Here is an 18,857-nt window from a genome sequence, read left to right as displayed (position 1 = left end):
CGCGCAGTATGGCTCAGTTCGCCTGACTGCAAAACATCGCCGACGATCGCAGCCAATCCCCCACGCTGCTGGTATGATGCGCGGCTTTTTCCGGCCCACCACAATTTTCCAGGCGCTTGCGACGGTCTGTGCTTTGCTGTTGAGGTCGATACATTCACGGCGCTACGCGCGCCACGGGGAGCAGACATGCTGGAAAGGCTGTTTCAACTCAAGGCACACAACACCAACGTGCGCACCGAGATTCTGGCGGGCATCACGACTTTCTTGGCCATGGCCTACATTCTGTTCGTCAACCCGAGCATTCTCGGCGAGACCGGCATGGACAAGGGTGCGGTGTTCGTCGCCACCTGTCTGGCCGCCGCGATCGGTTCGACGGTCATGGGCCTGATCGCCAACTACCCGATCGCCCTCGCGCCGGGCATGGGCCTGAACGCCTTCTTCACTTACACCGTGGTGCTGCACATGGGCCACACGTGGCAAGTGGCGCTGGGCGCGGTGTTCATTTCGGCGGTGCTGTTCTTCCTGCTGTCGATCTTCCGCATCCGTGAATGGATCATCAACAGCATCCCGCTGCCGCTGCGCTCGGCGATTGCCGCCGGTATCGGCCTGTTCCTGGCGCTGATCGCCCTGCACAACGCCGGCATCGTGGTCAGCAACCCGGCGACCATGGTCGGCCTCGGTGACCTGAAACAACCGGCACCGATTCTCGCCACCCTCGGCTTCGCCTTGATCGTTGCCCTCGAAGCGCTGAAAGTGCGCGGTGCGGTGCTGATCGGCATTCTCGCGGTGACCATCACCTCCATCGTGATGGGTTTCACCCCGTTCGGCGGCGTGACGTCGATGCCACCTTCGCTGGCGCCGACCTTCCTGCAACTGGACATCAAAGGCGCACTGGACATCGGTCTGGTCAGCGTGATTTTCGCCTTCCTGTTCGTCGACCTGTTCGACAACTCCGGCACCCTGATCGGCGTCGCCAAGCGCGCCGGCCTGATGGGCAAGGACGGCCACATGCCGAAAATGGGTCGCGCACTGATCGCCGACAGCACCGCGGCCATGGCCGGTTCGCTGCTGGGTACGTCGACCACCACCAGCTACATCGAATCCGCCGCCGGCGTCAGTGCTGGCGGCCGTACCGGTTTGACCGCCATCGTCGTGGCGATTCTGTTCCTGCTGGCGCTGTTCTTCTCGCCATTGGCGGCCAGCGTACCGGCGTTCGCCACTGCACCGGCACTGCTGTTCGTCGCCGTGTTGATGACTTCGGGCCTGGCGGAAATAGACTGGGACGACATCACCGTCGCCGCGCCGGTTGTGGTGACCGCGCTGGCCATGCCGTTCACTTACTCGATCGCCAACGGCATCGCCTTCGGCTTCATCTCCTGGACGGTGATCAAGTTGCTGTCCGGTCGCGCCCGTGAGCTGAACCCGGCGCTGGTGATTCTGTCGATTCTGTTCGTGATCAAGTTGGGTTGGTTCAACGCATGACATTTGATTCCCAGGCTTACGCCGAGCAACTCGAAGCCAAGGTCACGCGCTTGCGTGACCTGCTGGCGCCGTTCGATGCCCCCGAGCCGACCGTGTTCGACTCGCCGCTGCAGAACTTCCGTCTGCGCGCCGAATTCCGCCTGTGGCGCGAGGGCGGCGATCGGCATTACGCGATGTTCGCTCAGGACGACAAACGCACGCCGATCCTGATCGAAGAGTTCCCGATCGCCAGCCTGCGCATCAATCAGTTGATGCCGCAGCTGAAAGCGGCGTGGCAGGCCAGTTCGGCGCTGAGCCACAAGTTGTTTCAGGTCGAGTTTCTGACCACGCTGTCCGGCGACGCGATGATCACCCTGTGCTATCACCGTCCGCTGGACGAGCACTGGCACGCGGCGGCGACCAAACTGGCGGCGGATCTCGGCGTCAGCATCATTGGGCGCTCGAAAGGCAAACGCGAAGTGCTCGGCCTCGATTACGTGGTCGAGAAACTCGAAGTCGGCGGTCGCACCTTCAGCTATCGCCAACCGGAAGGCGCGTTCACCCAGCCGAACGGCACCGTGAACCAGAAGATGCTCAACTGGGCATACGAAGCACTCAGTGATCGCACTGACGACTTGCTGGAGTTGTACTGCGGCAACGGCAACTTCACCCTGCCGCTCGCCACCCGCGTGCGCAAAGTGCTGGCCACCGAAATCAGCAAGACCTCGGTCAACGCGGCACTGAGCAACCTCAGCGAAAACGCTGTGGATAACGTCACCCTTGTGCGTTTGTCCGCCGAAGAACTGACCGAAGCGCTCAACGAAGTGCGCCCGTTCCGTCGCCTGCAAGGCATCGACCTGAAGAGCTACGAGTTCGGCAGCGTCTTCGTCGACCCGCCACGCGCCGGCATGGATCCGGACACCTGCGAGCTGACCCGGCGTTTCGACAACATTCTGTACATCTCCTGCAACCCGGAAACCCTGGCGGCCAACATCGCCCAGTTGCACGACACGCACCGCATCACCCAGTGCGCGTTGTTCGACCAGTTTCCGTGGACGCACCACATGGAATCGGGTGTGTTACTGACCCGGCGCTGAGTGCGAATGCCAGATACAAAAAAGCCGTCGTGATTGACGGCTTTTTTGTGGGTGTTTACAACGCGGGATCGGCCTTGCGTGGTCGCCCGCCCTTTTTGCCATTCGCTCGAGCAGCTTCGGACTTCGCAGCACTGCTTTGACGACCGTTACGCGATGCAACCACCGACGCGGCCATCTTCATGAGTGACGGGCTCGCTGAAATCATCCCGGCAATGGAAACGTCAAGGTCTTTGCCTTCATGGCAAAGCGCAGTGCCTGCGAACCCGACTGTCAGCCCCTCGTAATCGCCTGCATCAAACCCGTCAAACTCTGGATACTGGTTCACCGGAAGCAACACACCGCTGCCATCCTCAAAACGGATGACCAGAGATGATTTTTCAAAGGTTACGGAGACCGCCTGCAAGCTACTCGCCCGGCGTGCCTCCCCTTGCAGGATGGCGGCGTCGATCATCTCCTCCGTCAGGGGGCGACGTGTGGATGGCTTAGCTTTGACGACTTTCATAGATCGATTTCCACTCCTTCGAAATGTGCGAGCGGGATGCCCATCTCGCATCACGATCGCTATTGCATGTTTCTTTTAGCTGCGCACTTATGCTAACCCATCAGTTAGGTTAATTGATTTCAAGTGTGAAACTTATGTCTCATTCCTGCTTCAGAATTTCTACCAAATATTGCTTCTGTGCGATCACCGAACATAAAACGCCACGTGCATTATTTTTCAATTGACCATGGTAACCATCTAGTACATTTTATCTCCACAGGCCGAAACCTCTGGCCAAAGCCAAAAACAATAAGTGGAGTTACCCCTCATGCCCCCTATCGTTCTGGTGCTCAACGGCCCGAACCTGAACCTGCTTGGCACCCGCGAGCCGGCGACTTATGGTCACGAAACCCTGGCGGATATTTCGGCGTTGTGCGGTCGTGCGGCTGAAGAATTCGGCCTGGCCGTGGAGTTTCGCCAGACCAATCACGAAGGCGAATTGCTCGACTGGATTCACGCGGCGCGCGGTCGTTGCGCCGGGATCGTGATCAACCCGGCAGCGTGGACGCACACGTCGGTGGCGATTCGCGATGCGCTGGTCGCCAGCGAAGTGCCGGTGATTGAAGTGCATCTGTCCAACGTCCACGCCCGCGAGCCGTTTCGTCATCACTCGTTTGTCTCGGCGATTGCCACGGCGGTGATGGCCGGGTTTGGCAGTCATGGCTATCGCCTGGCGCTGGAACATTTCAGTCAGCGGCTGAAGGGGTGAATCGCATGTCGCACTCCAACATAATTCTCGCCGGGTTGATCGGTGCCGGTATTCAGGCTTCGCGCACACCGGCGCTGCATGAGCACGAGGGTGATGCGCAGGGCATGCGTTATCTGTATCGATTGATCGATCTCGATCAATTGCAAATGGACAGCACCGCCCTGCCCGATCTGCTGCTGGCAGCTGAACGGATGAACTACACCGGGCTGAACATTACTTTTCCGTGCAAGCAGGCGATTATTCCACTGCTTGATGAGTTGTCGCCGGAAGCCCGGGGCATCGGCGCGGTCAACACGGTGGTGCTGAGGGACGGCAAACGCGTCGGCCACAACACCGATTGTCTGGGTTTCGCCGAGGGTTTTCGCCGTGGTTTGCAGGACGCTGCCCGTGAGCGTGTGGTCCAGATGGGCGCCGGTGGTGCGGGTGCGGCAGTGGCCCACGCGTTGTTGAGCGAAGGCGTCCGGCAGTTGAGCATTTTCGACGTCGACAGTGAGCGTGCGGAAAGTCTGGCGAACAACTTGAATCAGCATTTCGGCTTCGGTCGTGTGGTGGCGGGTCGGGATTTGCCGAGTACGCTGAATCTGGCTGATGGTCTGGTCAACACCACGCCGATGGGCATGGCTAAATTGCCGGGCATGCCAGTGCCAGTCGAGTTGCTGCGCAAGGAATTGTGGGTGGCGGAGATTGTGTATTTCCCGCTGGAAACCGAGCTGCTGCGTAATGCTCGCGCGTTGGGTTGCCGCACGTTGGATGGCGGCAACATGGCGGTGTTTCAGGCGGTGAAGGCGTTTGAATTGTTCAGCGGCGTGGTGCCGGATGCGCAGCGGATGCTGGCGCATTTTCAAAGCATGAATGGTTGAAGATCAAAAGATCGCAGCCTGCGGCAGCTCCTACAGGGATCGGTGTAGGAGCTGCCGAAGGCTGCGATCTTTTGATTGTCAGGCTTGCAGGTAGCGCAGCACCGATTCGCAGATCATCTCGCGATGACGCTGTTTGATGTTTTCATCCGGCAGGTCAATCTGGAAGATCTCGCCAAACGTGTGCCGGTTCGACACGCGATAGAAGCAGAACGAACTGATCAGCAAATGCACATCCAGCGCATCCAGCCCCGCACGGAACACACCTTCATCAGCACCGCGACGCAGAATCTCGCCGAGTGAATCGAGGATGGTGTTGTTCATCGCCTTGATCGCATCGGAACGCTTCACGAATTCAGCGTTGTGGATATTTTCGATGCTGACGATGCGCACGAAATCGACGTTGCGATCGTGGTGATCGAAGGTGAATTCGACCAATCGTCGAATCGCCACCTCTGGCGGCAACTCGGCCAGATGCAGGCGGTTTTCGGTGTTGCGAATATCGCCGTAAAGCTTCTCCAGCACCTCGACGTACAACTGCTCCTTACTGCCGAAGTAGTAATAGATCATGCGTTTGGAGGTGTGGATGCGCTCGGCGATCGCGTCGACGCGAGCACCGGACAAACCTTGCTGGACGAACTCGACGATCGCCTCCTGCAGGATGTTCTCGCGGGTCTTTTCCGGGTTGTTTTTGCGACTCTTGCGCGGCTCTACGACGGGCACGACAGTAGCTGCGGAAAGTTCTGAATTTATCGTCATTGCGGGCTCACGGCCATCACTGCACAGGCGGCGATTATGGGCCGCGCCGCACAGTGAAGGAAGCCGCGCGAGCCGTGTTTAATCCCGCGTTTACGAATTTCCTACAACTTCGCCTGGCGAACGGCGCCGCTGCGTGATTTGGCCATCGCCGCCAAACGCACCGCGACATTCGCTGCGCCGTAACCGGCATAACCGTTTTTGCGCTGGATGATCTCGAAGAAGAAGCGCCCTTCGAACGGCTCGGTGTAGACGTGAAACAGCTCGCCGCCCTGCGCATCACGGTCGTAGAGCACGTTGTAATAGGCCAGCTCGCTGAGGAATTCGTCGTCGAAATCGAAGCGTGCGGCGAGGTCGTCGTAATAGTTGAGCGGAATATCCAACAGCGGCACACCGGCCTCTTTGGCACGACTGACTTCGGCGAATATGTCGTCACAATCGAAGGCGATGTGATGCACACCGGAACCGCGATAACTCGACAGCGCATGGGAGATCGCGGTGTTGCGGTTCTCTGAAATATTCAGCGGCAAGCGGATCGAGCTGTCGCGACTGCGCAGTGCGCGGCTCTTCACCAGCCCGTACGGGTCGGGCAGCACCACTTCATCATCCGCTTCGAAATCCAGCAGGCTCTTGTAGAACAGCACCCAACTGTCGAGGCTGTCGGCCGGCAGCGCCATGGCCATGTGGTCGATGCGCTTGAGCCCGCCACGAGCCGGCGCGTCGGCCAGCAGATTGAAATCGGTGCCGTAGACATCGGCCTGTTCATCGACCAGATAAATCAGGCTGCCATCCGGCGCGCGCACTGCCGCCAGTTCCAGTTCGTTGGGGCCGACCAGTCCGCGATAGGGCTGACCTTTGTAAGCCACGGCGCGGGCCAAAGCACTGGCGCTGTCCTTGACCCGCACGGCGGTGGCGCACAACGACGGGCCGTGGGCTTCGAAAAAACTGTGGGCGAAAGAGTAAGGCTCGGAGTTGAGAATCAGGTTGATGTCGCCCTGACGCAACAGGCTCACGCTCTTGGAGCGGTGCTGGCCCGCTTTGACGAAACCGAGGCGCTCCAGCCAGTTCGACAGCTTGGCGCCGAGGCTTTCATCGACGGCAAACTCCAGAAACTCAATGCCGTTGTACTCGCTGGCCTGCGGCGTTTCGAACAGGATTTCGCGGTTGGCCACAGGCGTCGTGTCCTGCTCCAGACGCTGGCGAGTCTTCTCCTCCAGGTACAGCAGCGAACGCAAACCGTCAGCGGCATTGGCCCGTGGCGGCGCGGCGCGGAAGCCGTCATTGAAGATTTCCAGCGACAGCGGCCCGGTGTAACCGCTCTGAATGATCGGCGCGAGGAAGCCCGGCAGATCAAATTCGCCCTGCCCCGGGAAGCAGCGGAAATGCCGGCTCCACTCCAGCACATCCATCTGCAGAATCGGCGCGTCGGCCATTTGCACGAAGAAGATTTTGTCGCCGGGGATGTCAGCGATGGCGCGCGGATCGCCCTTCAGCGACAAGGTGTGAAAGCTGTCGAGCAGCACGCCGAGGCTCGGATGATCGGCCTGACGCACGATGTCCCAGACCTGTTGATAAGTGTTGACGTGACGGCCCCAGGCCAGCGCTTCGTAACCAATGCGCAAGCCACGCGCGCCGGCGTGTTCGGCCAGCAAGCGCAGGTCATCGACTAGAATTTGTTGATCGCCGACGCTGTCGGCCGAGGCGTTGCTGCAGACCAGCACCAGGTCGGTGCCGAGTTCCTGCATCAGGTCGAACTTGCGTTCGGCGCGCTCAAGATTGCGCGCCAGGCGATCGCGGCGGCAGCCTTCGAAATCGCGGAACGGCTGAAACAGGGTGATGGCGATGCCGAGATCGGCGCACATCTGTTTAATTTCGCGCGGACTGCCGTCGTAGTACAGGAGGTCGTTTTCGAAGATCTCCACCCCGTCGAACCCGGCGGCGGCAATGGCTTCGAGTTTTTCCGGCAGGGTGCCGCTCAAGGAAACGGTGGCAATGGAACGCTGCATGTTTCAACTCCCGGACTGCGCCGCTTGATCTTTACTGTAGGAGCTGCCGAAGGCTGCGATCTTTTGATGTTGCTTTTCAAAATCAAGATCAAAGGATCGCAGCCTTCGGCAGCTCCTACATGGGATGGGTTTTTATAGTGGGGAAATTATTGGCTGCATTGAACGCGGCAGCAATTTAAAGTGTACTACCCGGTTAGTTTTGCGTGCGATTATTGAACACAATGGCGGTTTGGCGAATTGACGATTTTTCGTCCACTGCCCACCATCGACCGCACATTGAGTCCGGATATGAACCACCGGTCGCAGCGTGCAAGCAACACAGCACACCAAATAACAAATCCAAAAACGGGTGGAACACATGATTCCTTCACAGACTTCCCGCATGGCTCCGGCCATGAGTACTGCCTCAGGTGGCATCGGCGACAAGATCCGCGGCGCCATGGCGGTCGGCAAAACCCGCTGGGGCATGCTGGCGCTGGTGTTTTTCGCCACCACCCTGAACTACATCGACCGCGCCGCCCTCGGCGTCATGCAGCCAATCCTCGCCAAGGAAATGAGCTGGACGGCGATGGATTACGCCAACATCAACTTCTGGTTTCAGGTCGGCTACGCGATCGGTTTCGTCCTGCAAGGTCGACTGATCGACCGGGTCGGCGTCAAACGCGTGTTCTTCTGCGCCGTGCTGCTCTGGAGCCTGGCCACCGGCGCCCACGGCCTGGCGACATCGGCGGTCGGTTTCATGGTCTGCCGATTTATCCTCGGCCTCACCGAAGCGGCGAACTACCCGGCCTGCGTGAAAACCACGCGCCTGTGGTTCCCCGCTGGCGAACGTGCAGTCGCCACTGGCATCTTCAACGCCGGCACCAACGTCGGCGCGATGTTCACGCCAATGTTGCTGCCGCTGGTTCTCCACGTCTGGGGCTGGCAAGCCGCGTTCCTGTGCATGTCGGCGCTGGGCGGGATCTGGTTGTTGTTCTGGGGTTTGAAGTACTTCAACCCGGAAGATCACCCGACCGTGAAACAGTCCGAACTGGACTACATCCAGCAGGAAGTTGAACCGGAACAGGCCCGCGTGCCGTTCTCGAGAATCCTGCGGATGCGCGGCACCTGGGCCTTCGCCATCGCTTATGCGCTGACCGCGCCGGTGTTCTGGTTCTACCTGTACTGGCTGCCGCCGTTTCTCAATCAGCAATACAACCTGGGCATCAACGTCACCCAGATGGGTATTCCGCTGATCATCATCTACGTGACGGCTGACTTCGGCAGCGTCGGCGGCGGCATTCTGTCTTCGTTCCTGATCGGTCGCGGCATGAACTCGATCAAGGCGCGGCTGCTGTCGATGTTGCTGTTCGCCTGCTGCATCATCGGCGTGGTCATGGCGGCTGGCTCGGCCAATCTGTGGGTCGCAGTGGCGGCGATTTCTCTGGCGATCGGCGCGCATCAGGCCTGGACGGCGAACATCTGGAGCCTGGTGATGGACTACACGCCCAAGCACATGATGAGCACGGTGTTCGGTTTCGGCGGCATGTGCGCGGCGATCGGCGGGATGTTCATGACCCAGATCGTCGGCCACATCCTGACCGTGACCAACAACAACTACACCGTGTTGTTTACCCTGATTCCGGCGATGTATTTCCTTGCGCTGACGTGGATGTACTTCATGGCCCCGCGCAAGATCCCGACCGTCACCGAATAACCTGCCTACACCCGACTCCCTTGTAGGAGCTGCGGCACGCTGCGATCTTTTGATCTTGATGTTGAAGATCAAAAGATCGCAGCCTCGTTTCACTCGTCAGCTCCTACAGGGGTTTGTGTTTCCGGCTTTGCTGCCACGCTGCTGCCAGTCCGCTGCAGCAGATCACCGCGATACCGATGATCGTCAACACACTCGGCGTGTGATTGAACAGCAGCCAGCCCAACAACCCCGCAAACACGATCTGGCAATAACCGAACGGCGCCAGCAGCGCCGGCGCAGCATGGCGGAACGCTTGGGTCAGGAACAAATGCGCGGTCATCCCGCAACTGCCCAGCGCCAGCATCAACCCGGCGTGGGTCAGCGTCGGCACCTGCCAGAAGAACGGCACCAGCGCACTCATCACCAACGTGTTGCACAACCCGGCGAAGAAGTTGCTGGTGGTCGGACTATCAATCTCCGCGAGCTTGCGGGTGAGTAATTGATAGAAGCAGAAAAACAGCGCCGAGCAGAACGGCAACAGCACCGCTGGTGTGAACAGTTCACCGCCCGGGTGGACGATGATCAGCACGCCGATAAAGCCGCAAATCACCGCGATCCATTGGCCGCGTGTCACCCGTTCTTTAAGCAATGGCACTGACAACGCCGTGACCAACACCGGTGCAAGAAAGTTGACCGCAGTGGCTTCCGCCAACGGGATGTACAACAGCGCCGTGGTGAAAAACAGGCTGGTGCCGAGTAGGCAAAGTGCTCGAACCAACTGCCACAACGGCTTCTTGGTACGTAGGACGCGCAGTCCGGACTGCGGCAGAAAAATCCCCGCCATCAGTAAGGTGTGCACCAAATAACGCGCCCACACCACCATCACGATCGGATAGAACCCGGAGAGGTATTTCGACAGCGCGTCGTGGCTGGAGAACAGGAAAGTCGCCACGACAATCAGCAGGATCCCTTTGAAGGGTTGGTTGACACCGGAGAGCGGGGTGCTGACGGTCATTGGGTTTCCTTGTGTTGCCAAAAAAGATCAAAACCTTCGCGGACAGTCTCGCCCTCCCCCTGTGGGAGCGGGTTTGCCCGCGATAGGTGCGCAGCACCGCTTAAAGCCGCGCCAACAATTCCCGCGTTCTATCGATCGCCATCTTCGCCCGATCCAATCCACTCACGCCCTGCTCCAGCAGTTTAACCGTAGGAATTTCCAGGCTCAGTGGGATATTAGCCGGCAGCGCTTTCAGCAACCCGAGCAAATCGCAATCACCCTCGCCGGGAAACCGCCGCTCGTTGCGCGCCTGACGCAAGATCTCGGCCATGTCTGACGGTCGCGGCCCTGTGACATCACATAACTGCGCATAACGCAGTCGCGACGATGGCACCTTCGCAAGATCCTCAAGCTTTGACGCCGAACGATCAAAGTGGAAGGCATCGACCAACACCGCAGCATTTTCCCGACTAGCGTTTTCCACAATCCGCAGCGCTTGCTCAAGGTTGCGCGCATCCGTCCAGGGCATGAACTCCAGATGCGGATGCAATCCGAGCGGCGCCGCCAAATCGCACAACGCGGCAAAGTTATCCGTGAGTCGCTGCTCGTCAGGATCGTTACCGGCGACGAGCAATTCAGTCGCACCAAACTCCGCGCCGACCGTAAGAAGCTTCTCGAAATCGGCAACAACGGTCTGCGGTTTCAGACGCAGGATTTCCACGTCGAGCACGCGGATGCCAGTGTCGCGCAATCGCTCCATCGTCCTACGCCGCAAATCGTTATCGGCTACCAGTGGGAAGTGATATTCCTCGGGCGTTGCCGGTTCCAGACGCAATCCGACATGGCTGTATCCGGCGCGAGCAGCGACTTCGACCATTTGCGGTGGCGACAACTCCAGCACGGTCAGGCTGGCCAGGGAGATAATACGTTCGCTCATGGTCAAGCCTCGATCAGTGCAGGGGCGCAAGCGCGGCCAGTGGCGGCGGCTTCGCGAATGGCTTCGATCAGCGCGAGGGTGCGTGCGGCATCAGCAGCACTGACCAACGGCTCGACTTCGCGCCGAGCCACGCGGACGAAATGCTCTAACTGCAAGCGTAAAGCTTCCTCACCGCCGTAGGACTCTTCCACACTCAACAACGGTTCATGCCAACCGGCGTCCACCTGATCAGCGGCGTAATGCCAACGTTTGAGCTGCGGAATGCTCAACGCCCCGGCGGTACCGGCCAGCAGATAACACGGTTGATCCGCCTGACGCGGATACGCCGGGTTTTCACCGGAGGCCAGCTCCCAACTCCACGGTGCCGCCACCGCATCGGAGCCGCTCAACGTGCCCAATGTGCCGCCGGCAAATTGCAGCAACACCGCCGCGCTGTCCTCGTTGGCGAAACCGCGCACCGAGTTGTCGGTGAACGCTTGCACCGAACGCACTTCACCGCACAGGTGACGCAACAAATCGAGGTCGTGAATCAGGTTGGTCAGCAACATCCCCGCCCCCGCCTCACGGCGCCACGGGATCTCGAAATAGCTGTCCGGTTTACGCACCTGAAACAGCGCAGTGACCGTGGTCAAACGCCCGAGCGCACCGCTTTGCACCAGCTCATGAGCGCGGACGATCAGCGGATTGTGGCGTCGATGATGGCCGACCAATACCGGCACGCCGCTGCGTTTAACCGCCGCGACCAGATCGCGCACTTCATCCAGATGCACGCCGACCGGTTTTTCCAGCAGCACCGGTACACCGGCCGCCAGACAATCGAGCGCCGTACTGACGTGTTGGTTATTAGGATTGGCGACGATGACTGCATCTGGCTTGATCTGATCAAGCATCTGACGGTGATCGGCGAAATGTCTGACACCCCACTCAGCCGCAAGAGTGGCGGCTTGCGGCCCGGGATCAGCCACTGCACACAGGCTGGCTTCGCTGAGGGTTTGCAGGTGCCGGTAATGTTGTTGACCCATATTGCCAGCGCCGATCAGGGCGATTCGAAGGGGTGAATTCAAGGCGCGATCCTTTTGTGATTGTTGTCGGAAAAACACTCCAGCAACAATTTAGAACCGAGTTCCAGAATCAAACACCCATCAAGCGCAAAACCGTGCGAACACCGCACATTTTTGGACTGAAACCAAAATCCCCTGTAGGAGCTGCCGAAGGCTGCGATCTTTTGATCTTAAAAAACAAAGTCAAAAGATCGCAGCCTGCGGCAGCTCCTACCGGGGATTTGTGGAGTGTCAGATAAACAATTCAGAAGCCAGGCTGGCGGCGGATAATTCTTGCGTAAACCTCAACAACAACGGCGCCAACTCATGCAACCGCGCCCCCGGCATCCGCGCACTCGGCCCGGCAATACTGAGCACGCCAATCACCCGACCATCCGCCGGATGTTTGACCACCGCCGCAATCGCCGACGTGCCGACCGCCGAGCTTTCCTCGACCCAGGCATACCCTTGCTCACGGGCCAGACGCAGGCGTTCCAGCAGTTCAATATTGGAGCGCGGCGCATTCGGCCCGATACCCACCGGCACCTCCGCCGCCTGTCGCTCAACCAGTGACAACGCCTCGGCATCGCTCATGCACGCCAGCCACGCATGCCCGGAAGCGGTGTAAAAAAGCGGCGCATCGCGGCCCATGTCCGGGTCATAACGCAGACCGGTACGCGCACCCTGCGCCTTGGCAATCCAGGTTTGCCGCTCGCCATCAATCACACCGAGACGCACCAGTTCGCCGGTTTCCTGCGCTAGCCGATCCAGCACGGGCTGAACAATATCGGCGCCACTGCTCGACAGGTATTGAAAGCCCATCGCGACCAGTTTGGTCGACAAGTGATAACGCAAGGTCTCGGGATTCTGCCGCACGTAGCCGAGGCGAATCAGCTCGGCGAGCAAGCGGTGAGTCGCGCTTTTCGGAATGTCCAATTGCTCGGCAAGCGTCTGCATCGGCAGCCCGCGCGGATCACTGGTGAGGCTTTCCAGCACGCTGAAAACCCGTTCAATCTGACTGCCGGCCATGGGGAAATCCAAATGAAATTTCGCCGATTCTAGAAGACATCGCCGGTAAAGCGAAATCTGGAACCGGCTGTTCGATAACCGCCCGCGTTGTCGTATCAAGGCTTGTAGGCCGACCGCAGCAATGGTTATTTTCTGGAATCGAATTCCAAAAAAATTTCAGCGCTGGAGCCATGTTTGATGCCTGCCGAACTTCCCGCTATCGACTGCGACGTTTTGATCGTCGGCTCCGGCGCCGCCGGATTGTCGGCAGCCGTCACTGCTGCGTGGCATGGCCTGAAGGTTATCGTTGTCGAAAAAGATGCGGTGTTCGGCGGCGCCACCGCATGGTCGGGTGGCTGGGCGTGGGTGCCGTGCAATCCGCTGGCCCGACGCGCCGGCATCATCGAAGACGTCGAACAACCGCGCACCTATTTGCGCCATGAACTGGGCGAGCATTTTGACCCGGCGATGATCGATGCCTTCCTCGAAGCCGGGCCAAATATGGTCGCGTTTTTCGAGCAACACACCGCACTGCAATTCGCCGACGGCAACGCGATTGCCGACATCCATGGCGACACCCCGGGCGCGGGCACCGGCGGGCGCTCAGTGATTGCCGCCCCCTACAACGGGCGCAAGGTCGGACGCTTGCTCAAGCGACTTCGTACGACCATGCGCGAAACGTCCTTCATGGGCATGCCGATCATGGCGGGCGCGGATCTCTCGGCATTCCTCAATCTGACCCGCTCATTGAAAGCCGCCTGGCACGTGACGCGACGTTTCACCCGGCACCTGTTTGACCTCGCGACGCATGGCCGCGCACTGCAACTGGTCAACGGCGTGGCACTGGTCGCGCGACTGGCGAAATCGGCCGAAGACCTTGGCGTGTTGCTGTGGGAATCGGCGCCGGTGACTGAGTTGCTGCGTGACGAAAACCGCGTTTGCGGTGCAGTGATCAACAGCAAAAAAGGCCCGATCCGCATCCATGCACGCAAAGCCGTGGTACTCGCAGCAGGTGGTTTCGCCAACGACATCGAACGGCGCAAAGCCCTGTTCCCACGCACGCCCACCGGCCACGAACATTGGGCGTTGCCGCCGCTGGCCGTGAATGGCGATGGCTTGCGCCTGGGCGAAAGCGTCGGCGCGCGGGTCAACACCGACGTTGCGTCCCCCGTCGCGTGGGCACCCGTCTCGCAAGTGCCTCATTCCGACGGCAGCATCGGCCATTTCCCACACATCATTGAGCGTGGCAAACCCGGCATCATCGGCGTACTGAGCAACGGCCAGCGTTTCGTCAACGAAGCCAACGGCTATTTCGACTACGTCAGCGCGATGGTCAATGCGGCGCCGCCAGGTGAAGAAGTCACCTCATGGCTGATCTGCACCCACGCCTTTCAGCGCCGCTATGGCCTCGGCATGTCACGGCCGTTTCCGGTTCCGTTGTCAGAATTTATCCGCAGTGGTTATCTGAAAACCGGTAACACCGTTGAGGAATTAGCCAACGCTTGCGGCGTCGACTCGAACGGTTTGCGCCAAACCCTCGACGACTACAACCGCCATGCCCACAACGGCGAAGACCCGCAATTCGGGCGCGGCGCAACGCCCTACAACCGCAAACAGGGCGATCCGGCGAACCTTCCCAACCCCTGCGTTGCCCCAATAGAAACCGGCCCGTTCTACGCCGTGAAAGTACAACCGGGATGCTTCGGCACCTTCGCCGGCCTCGAGGTCAGTCCACACGCGCAAGTACTCGACGCCAACCAACAACCTATCGCCGGGCTGTATGCAGCGGGCGGCGACATGGCCAGCATCATGGGCGGCCACTACCCGGCGGGCGGAATCAACCTCGGCCCGGCGCTGACGTTCGGCTACATCGCCGCTCGGCATATCGCCGGCATCACTGCTTTCGAACAGGAGATCGACCATGCAGCACATCGTTAATGCCCAGGGTTTGAACATGCCGAAACTCGGTCTCGGCACGTGGCCGATGCTCGGCGAAGAATGCACCCAGGCCGTGGAGCAAGCGCTGGAACTCGGTTATCGACACATTGACACGGCTGCGGCCTACAACAATGAGGACGCCGTCGGACAAGCGCTGGCGAATACGCCGACACCCCGCGAGCAGATTCACGTCACCACCAAGGTCTGGTGGGATCAGCTGCAACCCGACGCCATGCGCCATTCCATGGATCGCAGCCTCAAAGCCTTGCGCAGCGATTACGTCGACCTGTTCATGCTGCACTGGCCCACCACCGATTGGGACTTGCCGCGCACGCTCGAAACCTTGGCCTCATTCAAGGAGCAAGGCCTGGCGCGCAACATCGGCGTGGCGAATTTTCCGCTGCCGCTGCTGCGCACAGTCGTCGAGGAATACGGCATTGATCTGTCAGCGATTCAGGTCGAGTACCACGTCCTGCTCGGACAAAACGCCCTGCTCGACTACGCTCGCCAACACAATCTGGCACTGACGGCCTACACACCGCTGGCGCGCAACAAGGTTTCACACATTGCCGAGATCCAGCAGATCGCCGTCAAGCATGGCGTGCTGCCGACACAGGTCGCGCTGAAATGGCTGCTTGATCAAGACAACGTTGCAGCGATTCCCAAGGCGAGCAGCAAAGCCAATCAACTGGCCAATCTCGCGGCACTTGAGGTCAACCTCGACGATGAAGACCGGGCGCTGATTGCCAGCCTGTCGAAGCGCGAACGTCAGGTCAGTCCGGACTTCGCGCCGGTGTGGGACGCGTTTGATCAGTGAGTAGGAAAACAGCGTTTGCCCGGTTCGAAACGCCAGTTGCAGGATCGGTCTTACGCGCTCTTACACATCTGCCCTGCACAACTTGAGCTGTGCGGTTATTCATAGGCGAGGCGAAAAACGCCCCATCAACCTATGAGAGACCGCACCATGCTATGGAACAAGGCAAGACGCAGCGACAACGTCAATGACACGCGAGAGGGCAAGGACGCCCGCACACTGACAGGGAAAAAACTCGGCGCCGGACTGGCCGCCGCCGCACTGACAGGCGTGGCGCTCTATTCGAGCTACAACACCGCACCACAGGCGCCTGCCGCTGAGGACTACATCAGTCAGGAAATCGCGCCGGTCGACGACCCCCAACTCAAATTCATCGAATCGATACTCGGCGACACCGAAGACACCTGGGAACAGGTATTTGCCAGTACCGGGCAACACTACCCGGCGCCCACATTGACCCTGTTCAGCGATGGCATCGCGTCGGGCTGCGGCTTTGCCAGTGCGTCAAGCGGCCCCTTTTATTGCCCCACCAACCAAAACATCTACATGGATCCGGCGTTCTTCGAACAGATGGCCGAGCGCTTTTCGGTGGTCGGTGACTTCGCTCAGGCTTACATCCTCGCCCACGAAGTCGGCCATCACGTGCAAATTGCCTTGGGTATTTCCGCACCGTTTGAAAGCGCGCTGTCCGCCAGGCAGCCTGTGACCGGCGACTCAGGACTGGAGGTGCGCGTCGAACTGCAGGCCGATTGTCTGGCCGGGGTCTGGGCTCACCATGCGCAACAGCGCCATGCGTGGCTGGAACCGGGCGACATCGACGAAGCACTGAACGCTGCCAGCGTGCTCGGCGATGATGCGCTGCAACGTGCGCGAAACCAGACAGTACGTCCCGAGACCTTCAGCCACGGCACATCACATCAGCGCAGTGCCTGGTTCAGCGCAGGATTCGATAGCGGCCGCGTCGAAGCGTGCGATACCTTCAACGCCGCGCAGTTGTAAGCTTGGCAATATCGGCATCTGCTTTAGAACCGGCGTCGATCACGATGGTCTGACGACCGGACTGGCGCCACCGTCGCGCACCAGCAACACTCATCACCACGTACAACGGAGGATTCCCACATGCTATGGAAAAAAGGCCGACGCAGTGACAACGTCGTCGACGCCCGGGGTGATGATGCAGGCGGTGGCGGTGGCGGCATGCGCTTTGGTGGCGGCAAAGGTCTGAGCCTGGGGGCGATTCTGCTGATCGTCGGGATCGGCTGGATCACCGGCCAGGATCCGATGCAGATCCTCGGCCAGCTCGCCGGGCAATCTACTCAGCAAGCGGCACCGACTTCGCAGACCCGTCAGGCGCCGCCGGCCAACGATGAGCAGGCTGAGTTCGTCCGCTCGATCCTTGGCGACACCGAAGACACCTGGGGTTCGATTTTCCAACAGGCCGGTCGCCAATATAAGGATCCGACCCTGGTGCTGTTCAGCAACCGGGTCAATTCGGCGTGCGGTCTGGCCACCTCCGCCACCGGCCCGTTCTATTGCCCGGCCGACCAGAAGGTCTATCTGGACATGGCGTTCTTCCAGGAAATGTCGCAACGCTTCAAGGCGGCCGGCGATTTCGCTCAGGCCTACGTGATTGCGCACGAAGTCGGACACCATGTGCAGACGCTTCTCGGCGTCTCGGCGAAAATTCAGACAGCCCGCCAGCAAGGTCGGCAGATGGAAGGCGACGGTGGTTTGCTGGTGCGTCAGGAATTGCAGGCCGATTGCCTCGCCGGTGTCTGGGCTTACAACGCGCAGAAACGTCTGAACTGGCTGGAACCGGGCGACATCGAAGAAGCCTTGAACGCGGCTAACGCCATCGGTGATGATCGCCTGCAACAACAGGGTCAGGGCCGTGTGGTGCCGGACTCGTTTACCCACGGCACGTCGGCGCAAAGGGTGCGCTGGTTTAAAACCGGATTCGCGCAGGGCCAGGTCGGCCAGTGCGACACCTTCGCGGCGAAAAACCTGTAAATGCATAAATGGCTTTTGGCGTTACTGATCGTTGGCAGCACCGCGCACGCCGCAGGTGTCGATGCGATCAGCCCCGGTCGCTTGCAACTCAAGGCCGGGGAAATGGCGGTGGGCATTGGCCCGGCGCCGGAAAAAATCGAGCGTGTGCTGATCGTCATTCATGGCCGTTTGCGCAACGCCGAGACCTATCGCAAAAGCGCCGAAAGCGCCGCCGAACTGGCCGGACAGACCGCACACACGCTGGTGATCGCCCCGCAGTTTCTCAATGAAAGCGATGTCGCCCTGTACTCGTTGCCCGCCACGTTGCTGCGTTGGCAAGGCAATGAATGGATGGGCGGCGGCTTATCCACAGGGCCGAATCCGTTGAGTTCGTACGCGGCACTGGATGAAATCGTCGCGCGGATCACCGATCGCAAACAGTTTCCCGACGTGAAGCAGATCGTGATTTTCGGCCACTCCGGCGGCGGCCAAGTGGTGCAGCGCTATGCCCTGCTGGCCAAGGATCAGCTGGCGCTGAAGGCCAACGGCATTCGTCTGCGCTATGTGGTGGCGAATCCGTCGTCGTATGCGTATTTCAATGAACAGCGCCCGGCTGCATTCGATCACGCCAAGTGCCCGGGTTTCAATCGCTGGAAGTACGGGCTGGCAGACATGCCGGTGTACGCCGGTGGGCAAACGCCGCTGCAGCTTGAAAGCAGTTACGTCAAACGCGAGGTGATCTATCTGCTCGGGCAGCAGGATATTGATCCGCAGCACCCGGCGCTGGACAAGAGTTGCGCGGCGGAAGCGCAGGGCGCGTTCCGTCTTGAGCGTGGGAAATCTTACTTCGGCTATCTGCTGCGCCGACATCCGGAAGGGGTCAATCAGCGGCTGGTGGAAGTGCCGGGGGTTGGGCATAACGGCGATGGGATGCTGACGTCGCCGGAGGGGCAGAAAGCCCTGTTTGAGCAGTGAATTTTGGGGTGGCGGTTCTGGCCTCTTCGCGAGCAAGCCCGCTCCCACATTAGATCTTCA

At 59.9% G+C, this 18,857-nt stretch carries 17 protein-coding genes; 10 read left to right on the top strand and 7 right to left on the bottom strand.

Translation table 11 applies throughout. The features are described 5' to 3' along the window. Nucleotides 1-186 precede the first annotated feature (186 nt). On the top strand, nt 187-1,482 hold the full coding sequence (locus tag KFS80_RS21005; protein WP_053124049.1) for an NCS2 family permease: 1,296 nt from the start codon (nt 187-189) through the stop codon (nt 1,480-1,482). Beyond that, nucleotides 1,479-2,558, top strand: coding sequence for a tRNA (uridine(54)-C5)-methyltransferase TrmA (trmA, locus tag KFS80_RS21000; protein ID WP_212545784.1), 1,080 nt, complete (start codon nt 1,479-1,481; stop codon nt 2,556-2,558). The genes KFS80_RS21005 and trmA overlap by 4 nt, the downstream gene beginning before the upstream one ends. A gap of 55 nt (nt 2,559-2,613) precedes the next feature. Here the strand turns inward: trmA and KFS80_RS20995 are convergent, their stop codons facing one another. Beyond that, nucleotides 2,614-3,060, bottom strand: coding sequence for a DUF2442 domain-containing protein (locus tag KFS80_RS20995; RefSeq protein ID WP_212545783.1), 447 nt, complete (start codon nt 3,058-3,060; stop codon nt 2,614-2,616). Nucleotides 3,061-3,367: 307 nt separating this feature from the next. Here KFS80_RS20995 and aroQ point away from each other — a divergent pair, with 307 nt between their 5' ends. Further along, on the top strand, nt 3,368-3,808 hold the full coding sequence (gene aroQ, locus KFS80_RS20990) for a type II 3-dehydroquinate dehydratase (protein WP_212545782.1): 441 nt from the start codon (nt 3,368-3,370) through the stop codon (nt 3,806-3,808). Between the two features lie 5 nt (nt 3,809-3,813). Beyond that, nucleotides 3,814-4,668: a shikimate dehydrogenase gene (locus KFS80_RS20985; RefSeq protein WP_212545781.1), complete on the top strand. Its 855-nt coding sequence runs from the start codon at nt 3,814-3,816 to the stop codon at nt 4,666-4,668. Between the two features lie 78 nt (nt 4,669-4,746). Here KFS80_RS20985 and KFS80_RS20980 read toward each other — a convergent pair whose 3' ends face one another. After that, nucleotides 4,747-5,424: a TetR/AcrR family transcriptional regulator gene (locus tag KFS80_RS20980; protein ID WP_212545780.1), complete on the bottom strand. Its 678-nt coding sequence runs from the start codon at nt 5,422-5,424 to the stop codon at nt 4,747-4,749. A gap of 101 nt (nt 5,425-5,525) precedes the next feature. Then, the gene (gene quiC, locus KFS80_RS20975) at nt 5,526-7,427 is read right to left on the bottom strand and encodes a 3-dehydroshikimate dehydratase QuiC (RefSeq protein WP_212545779.1); all 1,902 of its coding nucleotides are present in this window, start codon (nt 7,425-7,427) and stop codon (nt 5,526-5,528) included. A gap of 358 nt (nt 7,428-7,785) precedes the next feature. Between quiC and KFS80_RS20970 the strand changes: the two genes are divergently transcribed. Then, nucleotides 7,786-9,123, top strand: coding sequence for an MFS transporter (locus KFS80_RS20970; protein WP_053124060.1), 1,338 nt, complete (start codon nt 7,786-7,788; stop codon nt 9,121-9,123). Between the two features lie 103 nt (nt 9,124-9,226). Here the strand turns inward: KFS80_RS20970 and KFS80_RS20965 are convergent, their stop codons facing one another. From KFS80_RS20965 to KFS80_RS20950, 4 genes are all read right to left on the bottom strand, one after another. After that, nucleotides 9,227-10,117 carry a DMT family transporter gene (locus KFS80_RS20965; RefSeq protein ID WP_159813620.1) on the bottom strand — a complete coding sequence of 297 codons (891 nt, stop codon included), beginning with the start codon at nt 10,115-10,117 and terminating at the stop codon, nt 9,227-9,229. 100 nt (nt 10,118-10,217) lie between these two features. Then, nucleotides 10,218-11,033, bottom strand: a complete 816-nt coding sequence (locus KFS80_RS20960) for a sugar phosphate isomerase/epimerase family protein (RefSeq protein WP_212545778.1) — start codon at nt 11,031-11,033, stop codon at nt 10,218-10,220. A 2-nt stretch (nt 11,034-11,035) separates the two neighbouring features. Further along, nucleotides 11,036-12,097, bottom strand: a complete 1,062-nt coding sequence (locus tag KFS80_RS20955) for a Gfo/Idh/MocA family protein (protein WP_212545777.1) — start codon at nt 12,095-12,097, stop codon at nt 11,036-11,038. Nucleotides 12,098-12,325: 228 nt separating this feature from the next. Next, nucleotides 12,326-13,102 (bottom strand): IclR family transcriptional regulator, encoded by a 777-nt coding sequence (locus tag KFS80_RS20950; protein WP_212545776.1) that lies wholly within the window; start codon nt 13,100-13,102, stop codon nt 12,326-12,328. Between the two features lie 177 nt (nt 13,103-13,279). Here KFS80_RS20950 and KFS80_RS20945 point away from each other — a divergent pair, with 177 nt between their 5' ends. The 5 genes from KFS80_RS20945 (at nt 13,280) to KFS80_RS20925 (ending at nt 18,797) form a co-directional block, all read left to right on the top strand. Beyond that, complete coding sequence (locus KFS80_RS20945; protein WP_212545775.1) at nt 13,280-15,019, top strand: FAD-dependent oxidoreductase; 1,740 nt, start codon at nt 13,280-13,282, stop codon at nt 15,017-15,019. Next, complete coding sequence (locus tag KFS80_RS20940; RefSeq protein WP_212545774.1) at nt 15,003-15,836, top strand: aldo/keto reductase; 834 nt, start codon at nt 15,003-15,005, stop codon at nt 15,834-15,836. Before KFS80_RS20945 ends, KFS80_RS20940 begins: the two co-directional genes overlap by 17 nt. 147 nt (nt 15,837-15,983) lie before the next feature. Further along, complete coding sequence (gene ypfJ, locus KFS80_RS20935) at nt 15,984-16,832, top strand: KPN_02809 family neutral zinc metallopeptidase (RefSeq protein ID WP_212545773.1); 849 nt, start codon at nt 15,984-15,986, stop codon at nt 16,830-16,832. A gap of 120 nt (nt 16,833-16,952) precedes the next feature. Then, the gene (gene ypfJ / locus KFS80_RS20930) at nt 16,953-17,843 is read left to right on the top strand and encodes a KPN_02809 family neutral zinc metallopeptidase (RefSeq protein ID WP_212545772.1); all 891 of its coding nucleotides are present in this window, start codon (nt 16,953-16,955) and stop codon (nt 17,841-17,843) included. Next, nucleotides 17,844-18,797: an alpha/beta hydrolase gene (locus KFS80_RS20925; RefSeq protein ID WP_212545771.1), complete on the top strand. Its 954-nt coding sequence runs from the start codon at nt 17,844-17,846 to the stop codon at nt 18,795-18,797. The last annotated feature ends 60 nt before the right edge of the window (nt 18,798-18,857 follow it).

Source organism: Pseudomonas rustica (assembly GCF_018336155.1).
Taxonomy (GTDB): Bacteria; Pseudomonadota; Gammaproteobacteria; order Pseudomonadales; family Pseudomonadaceae; genus Aquipseudomonas; species Aquipseudomonas rustica.
Note: the sequence above shows the minus strand (reverse complement) of the source record. Positions and strands in the feature narration are given on the sequence as shown.

Bases quoted from the DNA above. Each gene is read 5' to 3' on its own strand.
- aroQ (WP_212545782.1), top strand. From the start codon at position 3,368: ATGCCCCCTATCGTTCTGGTGCTCAACGGCCCGAACCTGAACCTGCTT.
- KFS80_RS21005 (WP_053124049.1), top strand. From the start codon at position 187: ATGCTGGAAAGGCTGTTTCAACTCAAGGCACACAACACCAACGTGCGC.
- KFS80_RS20980 (WP_212545780.1), bottom strand. From the start codon at position 5,424: ATGACGATAAATTCAGAACTTTCCGCAGCTACTGTCGTGCCCGTCGTA.
- KFS80_RS20970 (WP_053124060.1), top strand. From the start codon at position 7,786: ATGATTCCTTCACAGACTTCCCGCATGGCTCCGGCCATGAGTACTGCC.
- KFS80_RS20995 (WP_212545783.1), bottom strand. From the start codon at position 3,060: ATGAAAGTCGTCAAAGCTAAGCCATCCACACGTCGCCCCCTGACGGAG.
- KFS80_RS20940 (WP_212545774.1), top strand. From the start codon at position 15,003: ATGCAGCACATCGTTAATGCCCAGGGTTTGAACATGCCGAAACTCGGT.
- KFS80_RS20960 (WP_212545778.1), bottom strand. From the start codon at position 11,033: ATGAGCGAACGTATTATCTCCCTGGCCAGCCTGACCGTGCTGGAGTTG.
- KFS80_RS20985 (WP_212545781.1), top strand. From the start codon at position 3,814: ATGTCGCACTCCAACATAATTCTCGCCGGGTTGATCGGTGCCGGTATT.
- trmA (WP_212545784.1), top strand. From the start codon at position 1,479: ATGACATTTGATTCCCAGGCTTACGCCGAGCAACTCGAAGCCAAGGTC.
- ypfJ (WP_212545773.1), top strand. From the start codon at position 15,984: ATGCTATGGAACAAGGCAAGACGCAGCGACAACGTCAATGACACGCGA.
- KFS80_RS20925 (WP_212545771.1), top strand. From the start codon at position 17,844: ATGCATAAATGGCTTTTGGCGTTACTGATCGTTGGCAGCACCGCGCAC.
- KFS80_RS20950 (WP_212545776.1), bottom strand. From the start codon at position 13,102: ATGGCCGGCAGTCAGATTGAACGGGTTTTCAGCGTGCTGGAAAGCCTC.
- ypfJ (WP_212545772.1), top strand. From the start codon at position 16,953: ATGCTATGGAAAAAAGGCCGACGCAGTGACAACGTCGTCGACGCCCGG.
- KFS80_RS20965 (WP_159813620.1), bottom strand. From the start codon at position 10,117: ATGACCGTCAGCACCCCGCTCTCCGGTGTCAACCAACCCTTCAAAGGG.
- quiC (WP_212545779.1), bottom strand. From the start codon at position 7,427: ATGCAGCGTTCCATTGCCACCGTTTCCTTGAGCGGCACCCTGCCGGAA.
- KFS80_RS20945 (WP_212545775.1), top strand. From the start codon at position 13,280: ATGCCTGCCGAACTTCCCGCTATCGACTGCGACGTTTTGATCGTCGGC.